At 53.4% G+C, this 25,921-nt stretch carries 22 protein-coding genes; 13 read left to right on the forward strand and 9 right to left on the reverse strand.

Annotation, left to right across the window (positions count from 1 at the left end; all coding sequences use genetic code 11):
- Nucleotides 1–128: 128 nt before the first annotated feature.
- Nucleotides 129–1,670 (forward strand): amino acid ABC transporter permease/ATP-binding protein, encoded by a 1,542-nt coding sequence (locus tag ABRZ28_RS01900; RefSeq protein WP_330519365.1) that lies wholly within the window; start codon nt 129–131, stop codon nt 1,668–1,670.
- Between the two features lie 185 nt (nt 1,671–1,855).
- Nucleotides 1,856–5,638 (forward strand): trifunctional transcriptional regulator/proline dehydrogenase/L-glutamate gamma-semialdehyde dehydrogenase, encoded by a 3,783-nt coding sequence (putA, locus tag ABRZ28_RS01905; protein ID WP_330519366.1) that lies wholly within the window; start codon nt 1,856–1,858, stop codon nt 5,636–5,638.
- Between the two features lie 228 nt (nt 5,639–5,866).
- On the opposite strand, the gene ABRZ28_RS01910 is transcribed toward putA, so the two are convergent.
- Nucleotides 5,867–6,358, reverse strand: coding sequence for a YajQ family cyclic di-GMP-binding protein (locus ABRZ28_RS01910; RefSeq protein WP_319603561.1), 492 nt, complete (start codon nt 6,356–6,358; stop codon nt 5,867–5,869).
- 217 nt (nt 6,359–6,575) lie between these two features.
- Between ABRZ28_RS01910 and panE the strand changes: the two genes are divergently transcribed.
- Entirely contained in the window at nt 6,576–7,493 is a 918-nt protein-coding gene (gene panE / locus ABRZ28_RS01915; protein ID WP_319603562.1) for a 2-dehydropantoate 2-reductase, read from the forward strand.
- Entirely contained in the window at nt 7,456–8,046 is a 591-nt protein-coding gene (yajL, locus tag ABRZ28_RS01920; protein ID WP_319603563.1) for a protein deglycase YajL, read from the forward strand. Before panE ends, yajL begins: the two co-directional genes overlap by 38 nt.
- 62 nt (nt 8,047–8,108) lie before the next feature.
- Here the strand turns inward: yajL and pgtP are convergent, their stop codons facing one another.
- Entirely contained in the window at nt 8,109–9,458 is a 1,350-nt protein-coding gene (gene pgtP, locus ABRZ28_RS01925) for a phosphoglycerate transporter PgtP (protein ID WP_330519367.1), read from the reverse strand.
- 357 nt (nt 9,459–9,815) lie between these two features.
- Here pgtP and ABRZ28_RS01930 point away from each other — a divergent pair, with 357 nt between their 5' ends.
- From ABRZ28_RS01930 to pgtA, 3 genes are read left to right on the forward strand one after another with little or no spacing between them, the layout of a single operon-like run.
- Nucleotides 9,816–11,060, forward strand: a complete 1,245-nt coding sequence (locus ABRZ28_RS01930; protein WP_442878662.1) for an ABC transporter substrate-binding protein — start codon at nt 9,816–9,818, stop codon at nt 11,058–11,060.
- Nucleotides 11,061–11,077: 17 nt separating this feature from the next.
- Entirely contained in the window at nt 11,078–13,039 is a 1,962-nt protein-coding gene (locus ABRZ28_RS01935; RefSeq protein WP_330519439.1) for a sensor histidine kinase, read from the forward strand.
- Entirely contained in the window at nt 13,026–14,279 is a 1,254-nt protein-coding gene (pgtA, locus tag ABRZ28_RS01940; protein WP_319603565.1) for a two-component system response regulator PgtA, read from the forward strand. Before ABRZ28_RS01935 ends, pgtA begins: the two co-directional genes overlap by 14 nt.
- A gap of 47 nt (nt 14,280–14,326) precedes the next feature.
- Here the strand turns inward: pgtA and thiI are convergent, their stop codons facing one another.
- A complete protein-coding gene (thiI, locus tag ABRZ28_RS01945; RefSeq protein WP_330519368.1) occupies nt 14,327–15,775 on the reverse strand; it encodes a tRNA uracil 4-sulfurtransferase ThiI in 1,449 nt (482 codons plus the stop codon).
- Between the two features lie 308 nt (nt 15,776–16,083).
- Between thiI and xseB the strand changes: the two genes are divergently transcribed.
- The 5 genes from xseB (at nt 16,084) to ABRZ28_RS01970 (ending at nt 20,769) form a co-directional block, all read left to right on the forward strand.
- Nucleotides 16,084–16,326 carry an exodeoxyribonuclease VII small subunit gene (gene xseB / locus ABRZ28_RS01950; protein ID WP_319603567.1) on the forward strand — a complete coding sequence of 81 codons (243 nt, stop codon included), beginning with the start codon at nt 16,084–16,086 and terminating at the stop codon, nt 16,324–16,326.
- A gap of 2 nt (nt 16,327–16,328) precedes the next feature.
- The gene (gene ispA, locus ABRZ28_RS01955; protein ID WP_330519369.1) at nt 16,329–17,240 is read left to right on the forward strand and encodes a (2E,6E)-farnesyl diphosphate synthase; all 912 of its coding nucleotides are present in this window, start codon (nt 16,329–16,331) and stop codon (nt 17,238–17,240) included.
- Nucleotides 17,241–17,260: 20 nt separating this feature from the next.
- Nucleotides 17,261–19,126, forward strand: a complete 1,866-nt coding sequence (dxs, locus tag ABRZ28_RS01960; RefSeq protein WP_319603569.1) for a 1-deoxy-D-xylulose-5-phosphate synthase — start codon at nt 17,261–17,263, stop codon at nt 19,124–19,126.
- Between the two features lie 203 nt (nt 19,127–19,329).
- Nucleotides 19,330–19,827, forward strand: a complete 498-nt coding sequence (locus ABRZ28_RS01965) for a CesT family type III secretion system chaperone (RefSeq protein ID WP_319603570.1) — start codon at nt 19,330–19,332, stop codon at nt 19,825–19,827.
- 30 nt (nt 19,828–19,857) lie between these two features.
- Nucleotides 19,858–20,769, forward strand: a complete 912-nt coding sequence (locus ABRZ28_RS01970; RefSeq protein ID WP_319603571.1) for a hypothetical protein — start codon at nt 19,858–19,860, stop codon at nt 20,767–20,769.
- Between the two features lie 85 nt (nt 20,770–20,854).
- Here the strand turns inward: ABRZ28_RS01970 and pgpA are convergent, their stop codons facing one another.
- The 6 genes from pgpA to nrdR all read right to left on the reverse strand — a co-directional run bounded on the left by pgpA (nt 20,855) and on the right by nrdR (nt 25,000).
- On the reverse strand, nt 20,855–21,373 hold the full coding sequence (gene pgpA, locus ABRZ28_RS01975) for a phosphatidylglycerophosphatase A (RefSeq protein ID WP_319603572.1): 519 nt from the start codon (nt 21,371–21,373) through the stop codon (nt 20,855–20,857).
- The gene (gene thiL / locus ABRZ28_RS01980; RefSeq protein WP_330519370.1) at nt 21,348–22,328 is read right to left on the reverse strand and encodes a thiamine-phosphate kinase; all 981 of its coding nucleotides are present in this window, start codon (nt 22,326–22,328) and stop codon (nt 21,348–21,350) included. Before thiL ends, pgpA begins: the two co-directional genes overlap by 26 nt.
- A 60-nt stretch (nt 22,329–22,388) precedes the next feature.
- Complete coding sequence (nusB, locus tag ABRZ28_RS01985; RefSeq protein WP_319603574.1) at nt 22,389–22,808, reverse strand: transcription antitermination factor NusB; 420 nt, start codon at nt 22,806–22,808, stop codon at nt 22,389–22,391.
- 24 nt (nt 22,809–22,832) lie between these two features.
- Nucleotides 22,833–23,309 (reverse strand): 6,7-dimethyl-8-ribityllumazine synthase, encoded by a 477-nt coding sequence (gene ribH, locus ABRZ28_RS01990; RefSeq protein ID WP_319603575.1) that lies wholly within the window; start codon nt 23,307–23,309, stop codon nt 22,833–22,835.
- Nucleotides 23,310–23,370: 61 nt separating this feature from the next.
- On the reverse strand, nt 23,371–24,507 hold the full coding sequence (ribD, locus tag ABRZ28_RS01995; RefSeq protein WP_330519371.1) for a bifunctional diaminohydroxyphosphoribosylaminopyrimidine deaminase/5-amino-6-(5-phosphoribosylamino)uracil reductase RibD: 1,137 nt from the start codon (nt 24,505–24,507) through the stop codon (nt 23,371–23,373).
- A gap of 43 nt (nt 24,508–24,550) precedes the next feature.
- Entirely contained in the window at nt 24,551–25,000 is a 450-nt protein-coding gene (gene nrdR / locus ABRZ28_RS02000) for a transcriptional regulator NrdR (protein WP_319603577.1), read from the reverse strand.
- A gap of 259 nt (nt 25,001–25,259) precedes the next feature.
- Between nrdR and ABRZ28_RS02005 the strand changes: the two genes are divergently transcribed.
- Complete coding sequence (locus ABRZ28_RS02005; RefSeq protein WP_330519372.1) at nt 25,260–25,832, forward strand: SadB/YajI family lipoprotein; 573 nt, start codon at nt 25,260–25,262, stop codon at nt 25,830–25,832.
- The last annotated feature ends 89 nt before the right edge of the window (nt 25,833–25,921 follow it).

Raw genomic sequence — 25,921 nt, forward strand, 5'->3', positions numbered from 1 at the left:
GTAATAAGAGCCATGCGATATTTATCAGCAGATAAGCGCTGTTAAATCTTCTTGGGCGATATTTAATCCCAATCAGATGCCCTGCGCCGCCGAATGATGATTGGCGTTATTTCAGAACAGGATGAATTATGGATTTTGATACTCATTATTTCATAGAGCTATTTTCTTATTATGACTTTTGGCAAGCGACGCTGGTCGTCATTGCATTAAGCATCTCCTCGTGGATCGGCGGCAACCTATTAGGACTTATTCTTGCGCTGGCAAAACAGTCCCATTTCACCGTAATCAGCGCCATAGCAAAATTATATATCTGGTTCTTCCGCAGTCTGCCGCTGCTGGTCTTAATCATCCTCATCTACAACTTGCCTCAGTTCTTCACCTCGACGTCGGACTTGCTTTCATCACCGTTCATCGCCGGATTAATATCATTAATCTTATGTGAATCCGCCTTTATCGCCGAAATTTATCGCGGCGGGCTGATGTCGGTGCATAAAGGACAAATTGAAGCGGCGAAATCGCTCAATATTAACTACCTCGGGATCCAAAGATGCATCATCATTCCCCAGGCCATACGCATCGCGCTGCCTTCGCTGGCTAATGAATTCATTGTTATCGTCAAGCTGACCTCATTAGTTTCCGTTATTTCATTAGGCGAAATACTGCTTGTGGGGCAACGGCTTTACACGCAGAACTTCAAAGTGATTGAAACATTACTCGCGGTTTCGTGTTACTACATTCTTATCGTTACTGTTTTTGACCGAATCGTCTATCTGCTTGAGAAATGGATGGATACCAGCCAAAAAAGCCACAAGTCCCTCAGCGCCGGGGAACTGGCGCTGGTTGAAGCGCAGCCGACGGCGCCCGTCCTTCAGGAGGCGAGGAAATTTGATAGCAGCAAGCATCGCGTCACCATGCAACTTAACGATGTAAGCAAACGCTATGGCAATAAAACCGTCCTGAAGAATATCAATCTCGATGTTAAAAAAGGCGAAGTTATCTCGATTATCGGTCCGTCGGGTTCAGGAAAAACGACCTTAATCCGGGCTATGAATGGCTTGGAGCCTCTCGATGAAGGCCTGATTATGCTTGATGATAAACTTTTCCTTCAGCCTACCGCCAATGGCCGGCCGGATAAAAACTACTATCAGCAAGCCGATAAAATCGGCATGGTTTTTCAGGGGTTTTACCTCTTCCCGCATAAAACGGCGTTGGACAACGTGACGTTCGCCCCCCTATACCATCACCTGGGCGCCAAAGAAGACATCCAGATGCAAGGGTTAATATTGTTGAAAAAGGTGGGCCTGCTTGAACATGCGCACAAATATCCTCATCAGTTATCGGGAGGGCAACAACAACGCGTTGCCATTGCCCGCGCGCTGGCCATGAAACCGTCGATCATGTTGTTTGACGAACCGACATCGGCTTTAGATCCGGAACTGGTCGGCGAAGTGCTGAAAGTTATCGAGGATCTGGCGCAAGAGGGCATGACCATGGTTATCGTCACTCACGAGATGTCTTTTGCTTTCAAAATCTCCGATCGCATCGTCTTTATGGAAGATGGCAATATTCTCGCCATTGGCACGCCGAATGAAATTCATCATTCCAGGGATGTAAGACTAGAAAAATTTCTTCATAGTCAAAAGCATGCTCTTAATCATCTTAATCTTTGATTAGCGCGTCATCGCGATAATTCATTTAAAAACAGCGTCAAATGGCGAGTGGATATGCCTGGGATATACTTATCAAGATAACAAGGTAAGCGAGCGCCGCTATTGCCGGAATCAGGCTAAAAACATATTTACCGCGTCTGACTATTAATTTCACGAATTGATTAATAAATAGAATGAGGTTTTTTATGATTATCAGTACGGATAAAACGGACGTTCCGGATAAGGGCGTGGAAAAATATGCGCCGTTCAATGCATTCGCGCTGCAACTGACTGAGCAGGATGAGAAAAGAGAAGCCATCACGCAGGCATGGGAACTGCCGGAACAGGACGTCGTCACGCGTCTTTTTCATCAGGCTAAAATGTCTGATGATCAAAATACAAAAACGCATCATCTTGCGCATTCGCTTGCCTCATCATTACGCAATAAAAAAGTCAGCACGGATCGCGCGTCAATAATCCAGAATTTATTACAGGAATATTCGCTCTCTTCAAAAGAGGGCGTGGCCCTGATGTGCCTGGCCGAAGCCTTACTCAGGATCCCCGATGACTATACCCGTGATTTATTAATCCGCGACAAAATCATGGGACGAAACTGGAAAGCCCACTTCGGCAAAAACCGATCTCTTTTTATTAATGCCGCGACATGGGGATTATTAATTACCGGCTCGCTGGTGCGTTACAATGACCCCAAAGCGATGTCGGGCAGTTTAAAAAAAATCGTCGCCAATGGTTCATCCCTGCTTATCCGCAAGGCGATGGACGCCGCCATGCATATCATGAGCGGACATTTTGTTACCGGAGAAACGATATCGCAAGCGTTGCAGTGCGCATCCAGCATAGAGCGCCAGGGATTCACCTACACCTATGACATGCTGGGTGAAGCGGCGTTAACGCAAAGCGATGCGGAAAATTATATTCAGCGCTGCCAGAACGCGTTACACGAGATCGGTCAATATTCCGCAGGCAAAGATATCTATTCCGGCGCCGAATTTTCACTCAAGCTATCGGCGCTGCATCCGCGCTATAGCCGCCATCAATATGACCGGCTGTTTGACGAAATCTATCCGACGTTGAAGTCGTTAGTCCTGCTGGCCAAATCCTATGATGTCGCCATCACGATTGATGCCGAGGAAGCCGATCGCTTAGATATTTCATTGGATTTATTGACTCGCCTGTGCAACGAACCCGAACTTCAGTCCTGGGACGGAATTGGTTTTGTCGTTCAGGCCTATCAAAAACGCTGCGCTTACGTCATTGAATTTCTGAAAGACCTGGCGCAAAAAAGCCGGCGGCGACTGCGCGTGCGTCTGGTTAAGGGCGCCTATTGGGACAGCGAAATAAAACGGGCGCAGATTGCCGGGCTCGACACCTATCCGGTGTTTACGCGCAAGGTCTACTCCGATGTTTCCTATCTGGCGTGCGCCGCCTCGTTACTGTCGGCGCCCGAATGGTTTTATCCGCAGTTCGCCACGCATAACGCCCACACGCTTGCCGCCGTCTATTATCTGGCCGGAGAGACCTATCATCCCCGGCAATATGAATTTCAATGTTTACATGGCATGGGCGTACCGCTTTATCAGGAAGTGGTCGGCAGTGAAAAACTGAACCGTCCTTGCCGTATTTATGCGCCTGTCGGCTCACACGAAACCCTGCTGCCTTATTTAGTTCGGCGCTTACTGGAAAATGGTTCGAACAGTTCCTTCGTCAACAAAATCGCCGACCCTGCGATCTCAATTGATGATTTGGTCGCCGACCCGGTGGCGGAAGTTGAAAATTTAGCCAGGCACGAGAACGCCATTGGCTTGCCGCATCCCAGGATTCCATTGCCCAAAGATATTTATGGCGCGGGCAGAAAGAATTCTTCCGGTTTGAATTTATATAGCGAAAAATGCCTGCGTCATTTAGCCGCGATATTGCTAAAAAGCGCTCAGACGCCGGTTAACGCGGAACCGATCGCCGCGGAAAAATCCGCGCTCGCGCCGCGAACGCCGGTTATCAATCCCGCGGAATCGCGAGACATAATTGGCTTCGTGAGCGAAGCGACCGATACCGATATCTCAACATCGCTGACGGCGGCGGCAAAGGCCTGCGCTGGTTGGGCAAACGTCGCCCCCGCGCAACGGGCGGAAATGTTGGGTAAAGCCGCCGACATGATGGAACAGCGCATGTGCGAACTGATCGGCGTGCTGGTCAGGGAAGCAGGAAAAACAGTCACTAATGCCATCGCCGAAATCCGCGAGGCGGTGGATTTCCTGCATTACTATGCCGAACAGGTGAAAAGCGCATTTTCCAATGATACGCATATCCCACTGGGGGTGATTGTTTGCATCAGCCCCTGGAATTTCCCCTTAGCCATTTTTACCGGGCAAATAGCAGCCGCGCTGGCGACCGGGAATACCGTTATCGCCAAACCCGCCGAGCAAACGCCGCTTATCGCTTATCTGGCGGTAAAAATTCTGCACGAGGCCGGCATTCCGATTGATGTGCTGCAACTGTTGCCCGGTCAGGGTGAAACGGTTGGTGAAAAACTGATTACGGCAGCAAGCGTGAACGGGGTTATGTTTACCGGCTCTACCGACGTCGCCGCCATTATTCAAAGAAAGATCGCCACTCGTTCAGACGCGCAGGGAAAACCGATACCGCTTATCGCGGAAACGGGCGGCATTAACGCCATGATTGTTGATTCTTCGGCGCTGCCGGAGCAAGTCATCAATGACTGCATCATTTCAGCATTCGACAGCGCCGGTCAGCGCTGTTCGGCACTGCGTTTGCTTTGCGTGCAAAACGACGTTGCCGACCAGATGTTAACCGCATTACGCGGCGCCATGATTGAATACCGGATGGGGAATCCGGAACAAATCGCCACCGATATCGGGCCGGTCATCGATGCGGACGCCATGCGCAATATTGAGTCCTATATCGACCAGATGAAAAATAAAGGTTTTTATGTTTATCAGGCCAGCCATAACGCCGAGCGGAATAATGCGGAGAAAAAACAGGGCTATTTTATCACGCCGACATTAATTGAAATAAAAACCATCGAAGACCTCAATAAAGAGATATTCGGCCCGGTACTTCACCTTCTGCGTTATGACAGTCGGCAGCTTCCCGAACTGGTTGAAAAAATTAACGGATTAGGTTACGGCCTGACCTTCGGCATTCATTCGCGGATTGACGACACCATCGGCGGCGTGGCCAAACGGATCAACGTCGGTAATTTATATATTAACCGTAATGTGGTGGGCGCCGTGGTCGGCGTTCAGCCTTTCGGCGGCGAAGGTTTATCCGGAACCGGGCCGAAAGCGGGCGGGCCGCTCTACGTTTATCGCTTACTGGCGCAGTGTCCTGCCGACGCGCAAATACAAGGATTGCGCTATACCGCCGTATCCGAGCCGGAAAAACTGGACGCCGGATACGCGCAACGCCGCGCGCATACCGCGCTCTTGGCATGGTCGCAGCAACACGACGGTAAAATCCATCAGTTATGCCAGGCGTTCAAAGAAAACAGCGCGAGCTACACCAATAGCCATTTACCCGGTCCAACCGGAGAAGAAAACACCTATAAACTGTTGCCCAGAAAGCGGGTGTTATGTCTGGCGGCAAACCAGCAAGACCTGCTGACGCAGTTGGCTGCGGTAACCAGCGTGGGTTGCCGGGTCCTGTGGCCGGATAGCGCACAGAATAAGGCGGCCTATAACTCATTGCCTGATGCGGTTAAAGAGATTGTTGATATTGTGCCTGAGGCAACGCTTTTCACACACGACTTTGACTCGGTGATACACCACGGCGACGCGGCATCGCGGCAAGCTGTCTGCATCAAGGTCGCCGAACGCAAGGGCGCGATTGTGTCGGTGCAAGGGCTGAATAGCGGCGAAACGGCTATCCGTCTTGAACGTCTTCTTATCGAACGCGCCACCTGTGTGAACACGGCCGCGGCGGGAGGAAACACCCGTCTGATGACGCTATGAGCGAATGATTCAAACCCCAGGCGTCGGGCCAACCGTGATGGTTCGCCCGACGCGTTGAATCTCCCCTTACGCCGACTGCCATCTCATCCCTGGGATTCTCCCTTGCAGGACGGCGCAGCTAACGTTCAGCGCCTTATCTCTCTGTACGCTTCCCCCCGTCCTCACCGTTCCGCTTGCGCGGCGTGGTTTCGCAACCGTCCGCGCGCGATGATAGCGGCCAATAAAGACTCAATCACGGAAATTGGTAAACTGGAAAGGCTGCCCCAGATCGGCGCCGCGCACCAACGCCATCACGCTTTGCAAATCGTCGCGCGATTTCCCGGTCACCCGCACCTGCTCGCCCTGAATCTGCGCCTGCACCTTCAGTTTGCTGTCTTTAATCAGCTTAACGATTTTTTTCGCCAGCGCGCTTTCTATGCCCTGTTTCAATTTGGCGTCGACGCTATAGGTTTTGCCGCTATGATCCATCTCTTCAGGGACCTCCAGCGCGCTGCCCTCAATGCCGCGTTTCAACAGCTTTTCACGCAAAATATCAACCAGTTGCTGAACCTGAAAATCCGATTCGCTGGCGGCTTTGATGCTTTGTGATTTTTCGTTCAGTTCAAAGCTGGCCGGCACATTGCGGAAATCCCAACGGGTGCTCAGCTCACGCGTGGCGTTATCCACCGCATTACGGACTTCCTGCATATCAATTTCCGAAACAATATCGAAAGATGGCATAATCAATCTCCTGACAATTTTGACCGGCAAGCATAATAACCGCTCCTTTTCTCTATACCCAACAGATTTCATGATGCGAGACTGCGTCAAATGCGCATATCCCTGACGCCGGACATTCGGGGAGCCAAGACACCCGCAGCTTGAAAGGTGAAGGTTATAAACGGATAGTAGCCTATATTAAGAACGCTTGTTCCCGAGTCAATTAAGGGAGAATCACATGAAAATAACCGTTCTTGGTTGCGGTGCGATCGGGCAGCTATGGCTGGCGGCCTTGCATCAACAGGGTCATGATGTTCAGGGGTGGCTGCGTATTCCACAACCTTTTTGCCCGGTTAATGTGGTCCAACTGAATGGACAGCACTGTAATCTGAATCTGACCGCGAACGATCCCGATCATCTGGCGCACAGCGAGCTGTTATTGGTTACGCTAAAAGCCTGGCAGGTTTCCGATGCCATTATCTCATTACTGCCGCAGTTGAATCCGCATTGCACTATTTTGTTATTACACAATGGGATGGGGACGTATGAAGAACTGCCGCCGCTCAGTCAACCGGTCATTTTAGGGGTGACGACGCATGCCGCTCGCCGGGATGCCACGACCGTCGTTCATGTCGCCGCAGGCACCACCCACATCGGTTCGGTTAATTCGCTTAACAATGCCGATGCGCAAAGCGGCCTGGCGGAGATTCTGCATCAAGCCTTACCCGACGTCGCCTGGCATAACAGCATTACCGTGACCTGCTGGTTGAAGCTGGCGGCTAACTGCGTCATCAACCCGCTCACCGTCCTCTATCATTGCAAAAACGGCGACCTGCGGGATCGCCAGCCGCAATTAGCGTCGCTTTGTCAGGAAATTGTGGAAGTGATGGAGCGGGAAGGCTTTCATACCTCAACGGAGAGTCTGCTGATCTACATTAATCAGATCCTTCAGAACACCGCGGCCAATACGTCGTCCATGCTACAGGACATCCTGGCGCAGCGGCATACCGAAATTGACTATATCACCGGTTATCTGCTGCGGCGGGCGCGTATTCACGGCCTGACGCTGCCCGAAAATAGCCGCCTGTTTGAAACCATCAAGCGTAAGGAAAATGAATATGAGCGCATCAGCACTGGTGTGTCTGGCTCCTGGTAGCGAAGAAACCGAGGCGGTCACGACGATAGATCTGCTGGTCAGGGCGGGTATTCAGGTCACCACCGCCAGCGTGGCCAGCGACGGCGACCTTGAAATAACCTGTTCCCGCGGCGTCAGACTGTTGGCCGACGCCCCGCTGGTCGCTGTTGCCGATCGCCATTTCGACGCGCTGGTTTTACCCGGCGGGCTACAGGGCGCCGAATGTTTTCGCGATAGTCCGCTACTGGTGGAGTGCATTCGTCAGATGCATCAGGAAGGAAAAATCGTCGCCGCGATATGCGCCAGCCCGGCGCTGGTGCTGGAACATCACCAGCTGTTTCCTGTCGGAAACATGACCGGTTACCCGGCGTTGCAGGATAAAATCGCGCCGGAGAAATGGATGGATAAACGGGTGGTCTACGATCCGCGCGTCAGCCTGCTGACCTCGCAAGGGCCGGGTACCAGCATGGATTTCGCCCTGAAGCTGATTGACCTGCTGCTGGGCAAAGCGAAAGCGGCCGAGGTAGCGGCGCAGCTGATTCTGCCGCCCGGTATCTATAACTTTGCAGATTGACTCGCCAGGGACGACAATGCCGCCCCACAGGCGAGGCGGCATTAATCAATCATCATGCTGTTTTATCGGGCGCGTTGCCGTTCCAATTCCAGCGCGCCCCGGTGAGACAGATAGCAGAAAATAATGCAGCAAATGACGCCGCCCATCAGCAGATAAAAACCGCCATGCCAGCCTGACTTATCGACGATAAAACCAAACAGACTGGTACCCAGGCTGGCCCCCAGGATATAGCTCATAAATCCGCGCAGGCCGACCGCAGACCCCACGGCAAAACTGGGAACAATCTCCATGGTTTGCACGGAAGCCAGAAATTGCGGCACATAAATCAGGCAGCCCACAACCGCGGCGAAGAAAGTGACCACCAGCAATGAATCCGATTTCCAGTATCCGAACAGACAAATGAATATCAACGCCATACAAATCATCGCCAACGGCATACGACGTCCACGGAATAATTTATCCGACAGCCATCCGGCGAATAAGGTTGACGGGATCGCCGCCCATTCAAAAAACAAAAACGCGACGCCCATTTCACTTTTGCTGAAATGTTTTTCGCTTAACAGATAGATGGGCAACCAGCTAATGACGCCAAAGCGCACCATATAGACAAAGACATCGACAAAAGAGATGTACCAGGCGTGTTTGTTTTTCAACACATAGGTACAGAAGATCTGCCAGGTGGTCATATTTTCCGGCGCGGCATGAACCTGTTTCGCGCCATCAATGACAACTTCGTCCTTGATGATCTCGGGCAGCGGAGGCAAGCCTTCACTAACGGGCGAACCTTTGCCAATCAGCAGCACCACGCCCGCCATTAACATCGCAATCAGGGCGGGTACGATATAGCTGGCGGTCTGCCAGTGCTCGCTGCCCAGAAAAGCGAATGCGGTGCCGACTATCGGCGCGACCACCCCGCCGCCCACATTATGAGAAATATTCCACATCGCGCCGACGCGTCCCCGCTCGCGCCGGGGGAACCAGTTCGCAATGGTGATAAAGGACGGCCCGACGCCCATACCCTGGAAAACGCCATTAAATATCACCAGCAGGGTGAAGAGCCAGAACGCGCCGCTGAAGCCCATGCCGATATTGACCAACGCGCACAGCAACAGCCCGATAGCCATATACGCTTTCGGATTCGCTTTATCCGCCAGGCTGCTCATCACGCCTTTACTGATGCCATAGGTAATCAGCATACAGCTGCTAAGCAAGCCAATCTCCGTCGCACTTAAATGTAAGTGTTCTTTTAAATACGGCGTGGAAAGCGTGAAGTTATTACGAACAATATAATAAGATAAATAACCAAGAAAAACGCCCAAAAGCGCCTGAATTCGATTACGCTGATAAACCGCCATAATTTTACTATCAGGAACTTTATGCGTTGCGACTTTGGGTTTAATAAATGAAAACATAATTTCCCCTGGTACGACTAATAATAAAGACAAATAGCCATCAACCCAAGTAAAACGCTTGGGTGAAATATAAATGGAATAAACGAAGCTAGATAAAAATCACATAAACTGAGGTTTCATTCGACTCCACTACGGCATGCGCACAGCATGAATAGATTGCGGCGCGGATGCAACAGCCCGATATTGAGTCAAATTTGACTCAAAAATAAAAAATCACGCGTCGATATTATCTCAATTCAATTTTTTTATTTCACATCACCCCGGTTAAAATGGTAAAAAATGGAACAAATACGCGTTAAATCCTTTATTCTCTATTTTTTATTTTTTTGATGCGAGTCACACAAAACAGGTGTAAAAATGCGTTCGTTCCGGCTGGTAACGCTCTGGCTTATAAACTTTCTGATGTTGTCGCCGCTGTGGGCGAATGAATTGGTTATCGCCACCACCTTCTCGCCCGAGGCAACGGCGAATATTCTGTCTCACTGGCAACGGCAATCGCCATCCATCCCTGTTCGCGCGCTAAACCGCACCAGCTCTTCGCTGGAGCGTTTGATGGATACGCCATTAAACGACGGCGTCGATCTGATCCTGACGTCATCCCCCATGCTGATGCAGCATTTACAGGATCAGCAACTGCTATCGCCGCTTCCGGCGCTTCCCCCGGAAAGTCAGCGGCTGGTTCCCGACTCTATCCGCGGCAGCGCCGCCGCTATCGCCATCTCCGGGTTCGGCATTCTGGCTAATGCCGCCGCGCTGCAAGAGAGAAACCTGCCGCCGCCGGATAGCTGGGATCGGCTAAAAGATCCTCGCTATCAGTCGTTGATTCTGATGAGCAACCCTTCCCGCTCGGATACCAGCCATCTGATGATTGAAATGTTGCTGCAAAAACAAGGATGGCGAGAAGGCTGGTCGACGCTAATGGAAATTTCCGGCAACCTGGCGACCATTTCCTCACGCAGTTTTGGCGTCGCCAGCAAAATAAAAACCGGGTTGGGCATGGCCGGTCCGATAATTGATAATTACGCCACGCCGCTGTTAAAAGATCCCTATCTGATATTTCGTTATATTCCCCACTCCGGCGCCGCCCCTACGTTTATCGCCGTTGCCCGTAATAGCGTGAATAAAGAGCAGGCGATACGTTTTATTCACTTTTTACTCGGCAAACAGGGGCAGGAGATCCTCTCCGATACCGATACGGGTAAATTCCCGGTTTTTCCTCTGCCGACAACCAATCCGCGCGCCCAGCAACAATATATTCTGCTGCAATCATCGCCGCCCGATTACCGCCGCATTTTACTACGCCAGAAATTGGTTCAGCGGCTGTTCGATACCGCCATTACCTTCCGCCTGAATCAGTCTCAGGATGTCTGGAAAGCGCTGCATAACGCGGAAGCGCGTCTTCATCGCCCGTTGCCCGACATTCGCGCCCTACTGACTGCCATGCCCGTCAGCGCGCAACAAGCCGACGATGCCGAATACCTGCGGCAGTTCAACCCGTCGACGGACAATACCGCGCCGCTTGAATCACGCTTAATAGAATGGCAACAGTTTTTTCAGCATCAACAGCAGTCGGCGCTTCAGCTACTGGAGGCGGCGCAGTGATTAAATTCTTTAAAACCATGACCATCAGCAGCAGCTTACGCTGGGCGTTTGCTTTTGGCGCCATTTTGACGCTCGCCGTCAGCGCCGTCAGCCTTTATTCATGGCGTGAACAGAGCTCGCAGATTCGCTATGCGCTGAACGATTATTTCCCCAAGATTCAGGCCTCTTTTCAGCTTGAGGATAATCTTAATATTCTGATTAAAGAGCTGAACGAATTTCTGACGGCGGAGAGCACCAGCCTCAGACTACAGCGGCGGGAACAAATTGTTTCCCGACTCGATATCATTCGCCAAGCCAGCCGGCAATTAACCCTGGACGATCGCCATTCTCTGGATGCGACCCTCCAGCAAATGTACAGTCTATTGACCCGGCTTGACGATATATTGGCGGCCAGTTTTGTCGTCCGGGAAAAAGCGAATGAAATTACCACCCGCATTAACTGGCTGCATGATGATTTTAATCTTGAATTAACGTCGTTATCCCAGGATATCAGTTGGCAGCAGAGCTCATTGCTGGATCAGTTCACCCAAAATCCGAAAGCAAATAACAACCAGCGTTTGCAGGCCACGTTACAAAATATTCAGGATGAACTGGAACTGATTTACGCATTAGCGCATATCGAAAACCAGATCGTCGACGATTTGCGGGAACAGTTGGCCGATCAAAATAGTGAAAACAAAGACAGCCATATCCGCTATCTGAATTATCTCAAGCAATCCGCCGATGAACGTATTCAATCATTATCCCGCCATCCCAGCACCATCACGCTGCGGCAAACCATCGATGAACTCTTTGCGCTGGGACTGAGTGAAAACAAATTACCGGCCATTTTGAACGGACGAAACCAGATTCAGACGGCTCTGCGGCAAACGACCGGCAGCAAGGACGTGGCGCTAAACCAGTTTCGCCAACAGATTGAACAGCAGTTGGGTAATAGCCACCAGCAATTGCAGACCTTTAACCTGCGCCTTGAACAGATTATGAATATCAGCGGCATGGTGATAGTGATCGCCACGCTGCTGGCGTTGCTGTTCGCTTTTATCCTTAACCATGTCTATATCCGCTCGAAGCTGATTAAACGCTTCACCCTGCTTAATCAGGCGGTCGGCCGCCTGGGCTATGGCGATCTGAATGCCGCGATCCCGGTATATGGGCGAGACGAACTGGGGCGCATTGCCGGCTTATTGCGCAACACGCTGGCGCAGATCAAACATCAGCGATCGCAACTTGAACAGGAAATTACCGAGCGTAAGGCCATTGAAAATAATCTGCGTACCGCCCAGGACGAGTTGATTCAGGCGGCCAAACTGGCGACGGTCGGGCAAACCATGACCACCCTGGCGCATGAAATCAACCAGCCGCTCAATGCCCTTTCTCTGTATCTGTTTACCAGCGAACAGGCGGTGAAACGGCGCGATCGGGACACCGTATCCGCTAACCTCGCGAAAATGCGCAGTTTATTGCAACGTATTGACGGCATTATTCGTCATCTGCGGCAGTTTTCGCGCCGCAGCGACAGCGATACCCCGCTGGGTCCCATCGATTTGCATCAAGACATCCTCTCTTCCTGGGAACTCTTGGCCCTGCGTCATCAGCCGCTCAACGCTCAGTTAATCCTGCCGGAGAAGCTGGATCGGGTGATTGGCGAAACTATCCGGGTGCAACAGATCCTGGTCAATCTGCTGACCAACGCGCTGGAAGCGGTGACCGAGACCACGCCGCGCATCACCATCAACCAAATCACGCAAGGTGACGAAAGCCTGTTGCTGATCGAAGACAACGGCCCCGGCTGGCCGCTGGTATTGGCTCCCCGGTTGTTGAAACCTTTTACCACCAGTAAGGATATCGGTCTGGGTATCGGCCTATCCATCAGTCAATCCATCATGCAACAATGCGGTGGAGAACTGTATCTGGCCTCAACGTTAGATCGGCATGCTCTGGTCATTCTACGGTTCAGGAAATCAGATGACGTTAACTGAAGAACAACAAGTCCTTTTAATTGATGATGATAGCGATGTGCTTGATGCCTACTGTCAGATGCTTAAGCAGGCGGGCTATCAGGTCGTTCCCTGTAACACGCCCCAGTTCGCCGCTGATATGATCCCGGATGAATGGCCGGGCGTGGTCATCAGCGACGTTTATATGCCGCAACTTTCCGGCCTGTCGTTGCTGGAACATTTATTAAACCGGGATAAACAGCTGCCCGTATTGCTGATCACCGGTCACGGGGATGTGCCTATGGCCGTCGAGGCCGTTAAAAAAGGCGCGTACGATTTTCTCGAAAAACCCGTCATGCCGGAAAAACTGCTGCACTGTTTGCAGCAGGCGCTGAAAGAACGCCGCCAGTTGATCAAACGCCGCCACTGGCAACGCAACCAGTTGACGGAAAATTTTATTGGCGTGAGCGGATGGAGCAAGCAATTGCGCGAGCGGCTGCGCGTATTGGCCGAAACGCGGATGTCCGCTTTCTTTTATGGCGAACTGGGTACGGGCCGGGCGCTGGCGGCTCGCCATCTGCACCAGCTCAGCATGAACCGTCATTTGCCGCTGATCATTTTTGACGCCGCCAGCGACCCGGCGGAAACGCTGGAAGAACAATGCGAGCAGGTGCGACAAGGCACGCTGATCGTACGTAATATTGAACAACTCAGCCACAAGCAGCAATATTTTCTGGCTCAGAGACAAAACGCGGAGGAGAGCGCTTTCAGACTGCTGGCGATCGGCCGGTATTGCGCAACCCTGTTGGCGACGCAGCAAAAAATCATACCGGAGCTTTATTATCTGTTTTCCATGACCCAGATAGAGTGCGTGCCGTTATGCAAGCGTCCGGGCGATATTGAACCGCTGTTCCGCCACTATTTGAAGCTGGCCTGCCAACGGCTCAACCGGGAATATCCCACGCTGAGCGACGCCTTTGCCAAAAGCCTGTGTCGGCGCGACTGGAGCGGGAATATCAAAGCGTTGCGCAATGCGGCGGAACTGTTCGCCGTCGGCGTGATGCCTATCGTCAGCGAAAAAAAGGCGTGGCTGAGTCAAAACGCCAATCCCACCCCGCTGGACGATCGCATCGAACAATACGAATGTCAGATCATTACCGAGGCGCTGGATATTCATCAGGGGCGGATTAACGATGTGGCGGAATACCTTCAGGTGCCGCGTAAGAAGCTCTACCTGAGAATGAAGAAATACGGCATTGATAAAAAGGATTATCGGTTTTAACCGACAATACGCGATGCCGCCGGATATCGGCGGCATCGACAAGTCAATCAGGGACGATACACCTTCACATTGCTGAACCCCTGCTCGCGCAGGTACAGCGCCTGTAAGCGGCTCATCACCCCGCGTTCGCAGTAGAGCAGATAGGTTTTGCTCTGATCCAGATCGCCGAACTGAGTGCTCAGTTTGTAGAACGGCAACGATTTAATCTCGGCATTATCCAACGCCAGCGGTTTGTCTTCCTGCTCGTCCGGCGCGCGGATATCCAGCAGGATATCCGTCGGCGCAAACGCCGCCACGGTTTCCACTTCCGCCACTTCTTCGCGGGTTTGCTCGGCGATCTCGCGAATATCGATATTCCGTGCTTCGCTAACCACCCGCTCCAGAATGGAGAAATCAAACCGGCTCTCTTCATGCTCGATTTTGGCTTTCACCGCTTTCACCGTCGGGCTTTTGGAGATCACTCCGCAGTATTCCGGCATCGTTTTGGCGAAGTCTTCGGTTCCCAGCTCACGCGCCTGTTTGATGATGTGCTCTTTGTCATGGGAAATCAGCGGCCGCAGAATCAACGTATCGGAAGCATTATCAATCAGACGCAGGTTGGTCAGCGTCTGACTGGAAACCTGCCCTAACGCTTCGCCGGTCACCAGTGCTTGTACGCCGTAGCGCTCGGCCATTTTGGAGGCCGCGCGCACCATCATGCGCTTGAGCACCACGCCCATCTGGCCGTCATCGACCTTTTCCAGGATCTCGCCGACCACCGGTTCAAAATCGATAGCGATGAAACGTACCCGGTGCGAGCTGCCGAAGCGATTCCACAGATAATGCGCCACCTGCTTAACGCCGATTTCATGCGCCGCGCCGCCCAGATTGAAGAAACAGTAATGCACCCGGCAACCGCGGCGCATCAGCATATAGCTGGAGACGCCGGAATCAAAGCCGCCGGAGATCAGCGACAAAACATCTTCCTGCGTGCCGATGGGGAAACCGCCGATCCCTTCATAGCGGCCGTTAACCAGCAACAGCCGATCCTGATCGATTTCCAGATGGACGGTAACCTGCGGCGCGGTCAGCTTCACCCGGGCGTTTTCGATGTGCTGATTCAAACCGCCGCCGACATATCGCTCCACGTCCTGCGAGCTAAATTCATGCTTGCCGCGGCGTTTTACCCGTACGCAGAACGTTTTGCCCTCCACCTGCTCGCGATACAGCGCCAGCGCCTGCTCAAAAATGTCGTGAACATCGGTATAGGTGCGCTCTTCAACATCCAGAATGTGGTGAATGCCGGGAATACGCGTCAGCGCATCGCGAATCGCCTCGTGCCGGCTTTCGTCCTGCGCGCGAACTTCGATATGATCCCAGTGACGGACAACCGCCAGCGTTTCATCATAAGATTTTAAGACGTTGCGGATGTTCCCGGTCAGGATCTTGATAAAGCGCAACCGCACAGATTGGCTCTTGATAGTGATTTCCGGGAACAATTTAATGATAAACTTCATGGTGGCTGTCGTTACTTGATCAGATAAGGTGTAAATAAATTCACCCTGAGCGCTAAAATCACGTTATCGCTAAACTCATCCGAACGGGATGATTTTACCAATAGCATCCAGGGCGCGGAGTATATCATTATCTATACCCAAAGTAATTGGCGTTGCGGCCGACAACGCGACGGCGACAAATACTCGACGTATAGAGATTACCGCACGCTTTAGCCGTATAATCCATCGGCATTGGTTGGTATTCAAATGTAAGATAGCGCTGTGCGGTCGCAACGCAGCAGCGTATAAACCAGGATTCTGAAAATACTATGCCCAAGAAAACCGAGCAGCCAGTGAGCTTTGAAAACTCCCTGAACGAACTGGAAAAAATCGTGACCCGCCTTGAGTCTGGCGAATTGCCGTTGGAAGAGGCGCTGAATGAATTTGAGCATGGCATACAGCTTGCGCGTCAGGGGCAGCAAAAATTGCAACAGGCGGAACAACGGGTACAGATTCTGCTGAGTGATGAGCCGGATGCGGCGCTGTCGCCGTTTACGCCGGACAGTGAATAGCTATGACAGATTTCTCCGAACAATTAACCGCGCACTGCCGGCGGACGAATCGCATCTTAAGCCATTTTATTTCCGCGCTGCCCTTTCAGAGTAGTCCTCTGGTTAATGCCATGGGGTATGGTTCATTGTTAGGCGGCAAGCGGCTGCGTCCATTCCTGGTTTATACTACCGGCGAACTGTTCGGCATGCCGCTGGAAAGTCTGGATGCGCCCGCCGCGGCGGTGGAATGCATTCATGCCTATTCATTAATCCACGACGATCTCCCGGCGATGGACGATGATGATCTGCGCCGCGGCCAGCCGACCTGTCATATCAAGTTCGGCGAAGCCAGCGCCGTTTTAGCCGGAGATGCCTTGCAAACCTTAGCATTCTCGATTTTAGCCGATGCGCCGATGCCGCACGTCACGGCGCAGAATCGTCTGGCGATGCTGTCCGAGCTGGCGCAGGCCAGCGGCGTCGCCGGCATGTGCGGCGGCCAGGCATTGGATTTGGCGGCGGAGGGTCATCAGGTCGATTTGGCGGCGCTGGAGCAAATTCACCGTCATAAAACCGGCGCGCTGATCCGCGCCGCGGTTAGACTGGGGGCGCTGGCGGCCGGTGAATCGGGCCGGGCCGCGATGCCCTATCTCGATCGCTATGCCGACGCTATCGGCCTGGCCTTTCAGGTGCAGGACGATATTTTGGATGTCGTCGGCGACAGCGCCACGACGGGAAAACGTCAGGGCGCCGATCAGCAGTTGGGTAAGAGCACCTACCCCGCTTTACTGGGGTTGGCAGGCGCGCGGGAAAAAGCCAGGGAGCTTTACCGGGAATCACTGGCGTCGCTGGATGATTTAGCCCTGTCCAGCCCGATCCCATTGAATATTGAGCCATTACAAGCCTTGGCGAATTTCATCGTCGAGCGCAACAAATAAAATCTCTGAATGAGTCTCTAATGAGTTTTGATACAGCGAAATACCCTACATTATCGTTAGTGGAAACACCTGATGAACTGCGTCTGCTACCGAAAGAAAGTCTGCCGAAGCTGTGTGACGAACTTCGCCAATATCTGCTGGACAGCGTCAGCCGTTCAAGCGGTCATTTCGCCTCGGGGTTAGGGACCGTCGAACTCACGGTCGCGCTGCATTACGTCTACAACACGCCTTTCGATCGCCTGATCTGGGATGTCGGGCATCAGGCCTATCCGCACAAAATTCTGACCGGCCGCCGCGACCGCATTGCGACCATCCGCCAGAAAGGCGGCCTGCATCCTTTCCCGTGGCGGGAAGAAAGCGAATACGACGTATTGAGCGTCGGCCATTCATCGACGTCAATCAGCGCCGGGCTGGGTATGGCCGTCGCCGCGGAGCGTGAAGGAAAAGGCCGCCGTACCGTTTGCGTGATTGGCGACGGCGCCATCACCGCGGGCATGGCCTTTGAAGCCATGAACCACGCAGGCGACATTAACACCGATCTGCTGGTGGTGCTGAATGACAACGAAATGTCGATTTCAGAAAACGTCGGCGCGTTGAATAACCATCTGGCTCAATTGCTGTCAGGCAAACTCTACGCCAGCCTGCGCGAAGGGGGCAAAAAGGTGCTGTCCGGACTGCCGCCTATTAAGGAACTGGTCAAGCGGACGGAAGAACATCTGAAAGGCATGGTGGTTCCCGGCACCCTATTTGAAGAACTGGGTTTTAATTATATCGGTCCGGTGGATGGTCACGATGTGCAGGCGCTGGCGCAAACGCTGAAAAATATGCGTAGCATGAAAGGCCCGCAGTTGCTGCACATCATGACCAAGAAAGGGAAAGGCTATGCGCCGGCGGAGCAGGATCCGATAAGCTGGCATGCGGTGCCCAAATTCGACCCCGCCAGCGGCACCTTGCCGAAAAGCAAAGACAATCTGCCGACCTACTCCAAGATCTTCGGCCAATGGCTACAGGAAACGGCGGCGAAAGACAGCAAACTGATGGCTATCACCCCCGCCATGCGCGAAGGGTCCGGCATGGTGCCGTTTTCGCGTGAATACCCGCAGCAATATTTTGACGTGGCGATTGCCGAACAACACGCGGTGACCTTCGCCGCCGGCCTCGCCGTGGGCGGTTACCGTCCGGTGGTGGCGATTTATTCCACGTTCTTGCAGCGCGCCTACGACCAGGTGATCCACGACGTCGCCATTCAAAACCTGCCCGTGCTGTTCGCCATCGACCGGGGCGGCATTGTCGGCGCCGACGGGCAGACGCATCAGGGCGCTTTCGATCTGTCGTTCCTGCGCTGTATTCCCAACATGGTGATTATGACGCCAAGCGACGAAAACGAGTGTCGCCAGATGCTGTATACCGGTTATCACTATGATAAAGGGCCGGCGGCGGTGCGTTATCCGCGCGGAAGCGGCACCGGCGCGGCTTTGGCGCCGCTGGACGAATTGCCGATTGGCAAAGGCGTGGTTCGCCGTCAGGGTAAAGAGATCGCCATCCTTAATTTCGGCACGCTGTTGCCGGAAGCGCAAAAAGTCGCGGATAAACTGGACGCCACGCTGGTGGATATGCGGTTCGTCAAACCGCTGGACGACGCGCTGATTCTGGCAATGGCAGGCAGCCATAACGTGCTGGTGACGCTGGAGGAAAACGCGATTATGGGCGGCGCAGGCAGCGGCGTGAACGAATTACTGATGGCGAAACGTATCGCCGTTTCCGTATTGAACCTCGGCCTGCCGGACAGATTCGTACCCCAGGGCGGACAGGAAGAAATTCGCGCGGATATGGGACTGGACGCCGCGGGCATTGAACTCAGCATCAGCCAATGGCTGGCGCAATAAAATAAGCAGGTCGGGTTTTGCCCGGCCTGCCTTGCCTTCCCCACATCGGCAACCCCGCTGATATCAAACATATTTCCATCTGATAAAGCGCCCGGCCTTTAGCGCCTGTCGCCACAACCGCGGTATCTCACTTTTAATTCACGCAGTACAGGGAACCCGCAGACCGTTTTCTCTACTCAGAAGAAAAAACCGAGAAGAGATAAATGAATCATAACCGCGCTTTTCACATCGTCATATCCAGATTGATGAAGCCGTACCATATCGATACGGCAAAAGCAGAACAGAAAGGGCATGACGTTTACATTATTACGCTGGACGATGAAACGCCAATCTTCCTGATGGGCAATCAGCCGGGTTATCTGAATATAATGAGCCCTTTTATCTCTCTGGAACCCGACGTCGTCCCGCCGGCCAACGTCCTGTTATCCCTTTTGTCCATGAATAACTGGAACGCCAGGCATCCCGTTTTTACGCTTGCTATTGATACGCGCAAGAAGAAAGTCACGCTTTCATCTCGCCAACCGCTCATTGAACTGGACGAAGGCGAAACCCATAAGTTGGTTAGCACATTCATTGAAACGGTATCAACCCTCAAAGTCTGGATACACCAGCAGATGACCAGCTCGACTGGCGCTAAGAAAATGGCCGACGATACCGTACCGCCCAGGTTCCCCGCGATGAACAACGATACGGCGTCGTAATAAACGTTCAGCGACAACAAGGATGCATTGATGATGAACCCTGTACATAACCGTTATTTCAGCGGCGAGAGTACCGTCGATCCTCTGGCTGATATCAGGCAGGAATCGGTGGTGAAATTACACGACGTGGTGAGCGCGGATTACCTCGGCATCACCCGGTTTACAGGCAAGAATATCAGGGTTGATGCATCGACGATGGAAAATCTTAAGCTGGCGCAGGAAACGCTGCGCAAGGTGAAAAGAATGCTGCCCTACGGCGCAGGAAACCAAAAGGCGGACGTGATTTATACCAAGGGAGAAAGCGCCATGCGTCTGCTGATGCTGCGAGAACGAGCCGCTTCGCCGTTTCCTGTGGTCAATGCCAAAGAAGTGGCCCGCCATCAGGCAGGAAATTGCGGGGAACAGGCGGAACTGAGCTACACACTGTTGGCCGGACAACGGGTCAATGCGCCCGTGCAATATGTGTCCGATAAAAACTGGGACCACGAATATGTATTGATTGGCGATCCGCGCGATCAGTTCTGGGGCGATCAACACACCGTTGTGGTGGATCCCTGGGTTCGATTCCCAACGGCGGTAACGCTGGCGCAAGCGCACAATCGTAATCCTGATTTTCCCGCCCTATATCAAATTGCCAGAAATGCCGATCCTTTACCAGGATCCCAGGCGTTGCATCACATCAAACACGTCACCAGCGCCGAAGTTTCACAGTTTATGCAGGAAGAAGGCATTCCCCCGATCGGCGTCGAGCTGCTCGACTGGATCAACGACAGCGGTGAGACGCAACATATGTTCGATGAGAAAAACGTCGCCAAAGATCCCAGCACACGCTATTCCAGCAATTTTTTCAATGCGGTATCGATGGATGAGATTGCCAGCGCCACCGTTGATCGGCAAAAGGCCGCCCAGCGGGAATGGCAGGAATCAGGCTACGACTGGTAAGTCAAGATTGACGTATGAAGAGTGGGCGATGCGCTTGCTGTTCCTGTGACGAATAGGTTGTCCGCGCAGGGAGTCTGGACAGGATTTAGAATAACGGCCAGTGGTGGCCCACCCAATAAATCATGCCTGCGCCAATCACCCCGGCGATGATATCGTCGATCATAATGCCCATTCCGCCATGCACATTGCGATCGAACCAGCGGATCGGCCAGGGCTTCCAGATATCCAGACAGCGAAACACCACAAATCCGGCGGCGACCCACGGCCAGTCATTAACCGGTATCGCCATCAGGGTAATCCACATACCGACGAATTCATCCCAGACGATACTGCCGTGATCGTGAACGCCCATATCCTTTGCCGTTCGATGACACAGATAGACGCCGATGCAGATGCTGAACATCACCACCAGCGAATAAAGTTCGGTAGGGAGAAACGACAGCGCATACCACAGCGGGATCGCCGCCAGCGAGCCGAACGTGCCTGGCATCCAGGGCGCCAAACCACTGCCGAATCCCGTCGCCAGCAGGTGCCACGGATTGCGCAAATTCAGCCGACTTTTCGCCGTCTGCGCCCCTTCAGTTTTGCCGGCTAAAATGGTCATATCCCTTCCAGTTCAGTTCGATCTCTTGCTCGTTCCGGAAGAAACGCAATCCTTCGGATGAAGGCGCGATTTGCCCGATACAGGTATAATCGGCGCCCAAATGGCCTAAGGCGATATCCAGCGCGCCGCGATTAATTTCAGGTACGGTGAAGCACAGTTCATAATCTTCGCCGCCGGATAGCGCCCAGCGCAGCGCCTGTTCTTCGTCCACCAGATCGCGCAGCCAGTGAGAGTGAGGAATAGCGTCCAGATTGATGCGGGCGCCGCACTCGCTGCTTTTCAGAATGTGCTGTAAATCGGCAATCAGGCCGTCTGAGATATCAATCGCCGAGCTGGCTAAACCGCGCAACGCCTGACCTTGCAATATTCGGGGCTGCGGGCGCAGGTGGCGTTGAACTAATGCCTGACGGGCATCGCCATCATCGAGCGACAGTTGATTCTGTAGGATCGCCAGCCCGGCGGCGCTGTCGCCTAACGAGCCGGTCACATAAACCCAGTCCCCGATCCGCGCGCCCCGGCGGGTTAATGCTCTGCCGACAGGGACTAAACCATAAATCGTCAACGTCAGGCTCAGCGGGCCGCGAGTGGTATCGCCGCCGATCAGCTGCATGCCGTAATAGTCGAGCAGTTCAAACAGGCTGTCGCTATATTTTGCCAACCAGTCGCTGTTCGTTTCAGGCAGGGTAATCGCCAGGGATAGCCAGGCGGGATCGGCGCCCATGGCGGCTAAATCGCTTAAATTGACCGCCAGTGATTTGTAACCCAGATCGGCAGGATCGATATCCGGCAAAAAATGAATCCCGGACACCAATGTATCGGTGCTCACCGCCAGTAATTGTTTCTCCGCCACCGACAGCAATGCGCAATCGTCGCCGATGCCCAACTCAACATCCCGACGTGAATTTCTGACCCGATTGAAATAGCGGGCAATAAGGTCAAACTCACCTTCAACCATAACCTTTCCAGCCAGCGTTTAATTCAAAAGACCAGGGCCGGATATCCGGCCCTGACTCATTTACTTCTTACCTTTCCGCACGGAAGGCGCAGCCTTGTCGAGCACGCCGTTCACAAACTTATGGCTATCCTCAGCGCCAAACACCTTCGCCAGTTCGATGGCTTCATTGATGGCGACTTTGTAAGGAACATCGTCGCGTTTACTGAGTTCAAACATCGCCAAACGCAGAATCGCTCTTTCAACCTGACCCAGTTCGTCAAGCTGGCGGGACAGGAAAGGCGCCATCAGTTGATCCAGCTTTTCAGCCTGAGTGGCGACGCCAGCCAGCAGCTCTCGGAAATAGGTGATGTCGACGTCTTTGACATCCTGCTCGCTCAGGAATTGGTGTTCAATATCGGCAATATCATTTTTAGACAACTGCCAGGAATAAAGCGCTTGAACCGCACATTCACGGGCGCGGCGACGAGCAGCAGGTTTCACGGAATTCCCCTTACTTAATCAGGCTTACTTAATAGCTTTCAATACATTAATCATTTCTAGCGCGGTCAGGGCGGCTTCTGCGCCTTTATTACCCGCTTTCGTGCCGGCGCGCTCAATGGCCTGTTCAATGCTTTCGGTGGTTAATACGCCGAAGGCAACAGGAACATCGCTACTCATTGCGACCTGAGACAAACCGGAACTGCATTCGCCGGCAACAAATTCAAAATGGGCTGTTCCACCGCGGATAACCGTTCCCAGCGCAACCACCGCATCATAACCGCCGTTTGCCGTGCTTTTGGTCAGCGCGCGAACGGCTAACGGCAGCTCGTAGGCTCCAGGAACCCAAACCACGGTAATATTCTCGTCTTTAACCTGACCGATGCGTTTCAGCGCATCAATCGCGCCTTCCAACAGGCTGTCGTTGATAAAATGGTTAAAACGAGCAATTGCAATCGCCACGCGGGCATCAGGAGTAGCGACAACACCTTCAATAACGTTCATAGCTTTCCTTTATCTGGTCTTTATACCCCGCAGGGGGGCGGATTCTATCATATTCTTCCGGTTACGTATTCGGTTTTAAGCGCAGCCGCAAATCTGACCCGACCTGGCGTACGTCGGTTAGCGTAAACTCAGGCGCCTGCGACAATTGACTCAATCCCGGCAGGACGCAAAGCCCGCGCGCATCGTCGCCCAACAGTTTCGGCGCCAGATAGACGATAAGCTCGTCCACCACGCCCGCCAGCAACAGGGCGCCCGCCAGGTTCGCGCCGGCCTCAACCCAGACGGAATTAATCTGCCGCTTGCCCAGCACCATCATCAGCGCCACCAGGTCAATGCCGCCATTGTGCAGCGGCAGCCCAAGCTGCTCAACGTTTTCAGGCCACGCCTGTTCATCCGCGAGCGGGCGCGCCAGCCAGGTTCGCCCCGGCTGCGCAACGATCCGATGTCGCGGGGTCACCCGCTGTCGGCTATCGACGATAACGCGCACCGGCTGGCGCAGATGTTCGACGGGATAAATCCGCCGCGTCTCGGCATCCAGTTCCTGCCAGCGCACCGTTAACGAGGGATCGTCCGCCAATACCGTCGCGCTGCTGCTCAGTATCGCGGCGCTTTCCGCCCGAAAGCGCTGCACATCCTGCCGCGCCTGCGCAGAGGTGATCCACTGGCTCTCCCCGGAGGCCATCGCCGTTCGTCCGTCCAGCGAGGCGGCCATTTTAAGCTGCACATAGGGAAACCCGGTGCGCATGCGCTTCAGGAAACCCTGATTGATCTTCTCCGCTTCAGACGCCATCACCCCATGGCTGACCAGGACGCCGGCCTGTTGCAAACGATGCAGCCCTCGCCCGGCCACCTGAGGATTCGGATCCTGCATGGCGGCGACGACGCGGGAAACGCCCGCCGCAATCAGCGCATCGGCGCAAGGCGGCGTTCTGCCGTGATGACTGCACGGCTCCAGCGTGACATAGGCGGTTGCGCCGCGCGCCCGATCGCCGGCCATACGCAAGGCATGAACTTCCGCATGCGGTTCGCCGGCGCGGAAATGATACCCTTCCCCGACAATCACGCCGTCTTTCACTATCACGCAGCCGACATTGGGATTAGGCGAGGTGGTAAACCGCCCGCGACGCGCCAGCTCAAGCGCCAGCGCCATATAGCGTTCATCCTGCGGAAGTACTAATTCGTCCTGCTGCCCCACCATTCCCTGCGCCCCTTCTCTACTGACGATATTCTCAACATCAGGCTTAATCTTGCAAACGCGCAATCTCTTCGCCGAACTCCCGGATATCTTCAAAACTGCGATACACCGACGCAAACCGGATATAAGCCACCTTATCCAGTTTTTTCAGCGCATCCATCACCAGATTGCCCACCATCTTGGCCGTCACTTCACGTTCACCGGTGGCGCGCAACTGGGATTTAATATGATTAATCGCCATTTCGACATCATCGGAGCTGACCGGCCTTTTTTCCAAAGCCTTGAGCATGCCGCTGCGCAATTTATCTTCATTGAAGGGTTCGCGTACGTCGTTACTTTTTATAATCCGGGGTAGCACCAACTCCGCCACTTCAAACGTGGTGAAACGTTCATTACAAACCAGACACTGCCGACGCCGGCGTACCTGAGAACCTTCGCCAACCAGACGGGAATCGATAACTTTGGTATCCACAGCCGAACAAAATGGGCAATGCATAATGCGTCCTGACCAGTAATCCTTAACATAAAGACAGTTTACCCTGAATTATCAGACTAACCAAAACTCCTGAGTGTTGTTGCGAACCGATTCGCATCCCCCGGCAATAGAATGAAAATACCAGGCCGCCGCCGCCGCGAGCGGCGCGAAAAACCGGAAACCGCCGTCGAAGTCGTCTGGGGTATATGTCTCGCCTGCAATCGCGACTACACTGTCAAAAAAGAACACCGAAGGATTCCACGCAGGGGGAAAAACAGAAATGACAACCCGATACCGTATGCTCGCCGTTTTACCGGTTTTGGCCGTTCTGGCCGGCTGTGCGCAACAACGCCAGACGCCGCAGTTGCAAAATCAATTGAGTCAGTTGAACCATCGGTTACAAACGCTGACCGATCAAGCTACGGCGCTGGAACGGCAAAATGCGCTGAATGCGCAATCGGACGCCGGCGTGTATTTATTGCCCGAGGCGCAAAACCGCGCCCTATTGCAGAGCGCTATCGGCCAACTCGGCGTATCGCTCGATAATATCGAAGCGGAAGCCAACGGCACGCGTGCGCTGCTGCATATCCGCACGCTTGATACGGCGCGGTTGCCCGCGTTCAGCGCGCACATCGACTGGGGGCAAATCGACCCCGTGAGTGGTAAACCGTTAACCAACGATACGCAAACGCAGGCGTTCAAATTCCTGCCGCCATTGCTGCCAAAAACCGCGGCCGTGATTGAACTTCGACTCAGCGGGCTGACGCCGGAACAGCTGGGGTTTGTCCGGTTGTATCAGGTAATCGAGGAAGAACAGACGCCGCCGCCGGTCGCCGCTATCGAAGCGCCTTGATGCGGGGTGCGATGTTCAACGCCGCCGGCAGCGGCGTTGAGAGTGGCGGACGGAAATGTTCGCCATAAAAAAAACCCCATACCATGGGG

The organism is Brenneria sp. g21c3 (assembly GCF_040240345.1).
GTDB lineage: Bacteria > Pseudomonadota > Gammaproteobacteria > Enterobacterales > Enterobacteriaceae > Brenneria.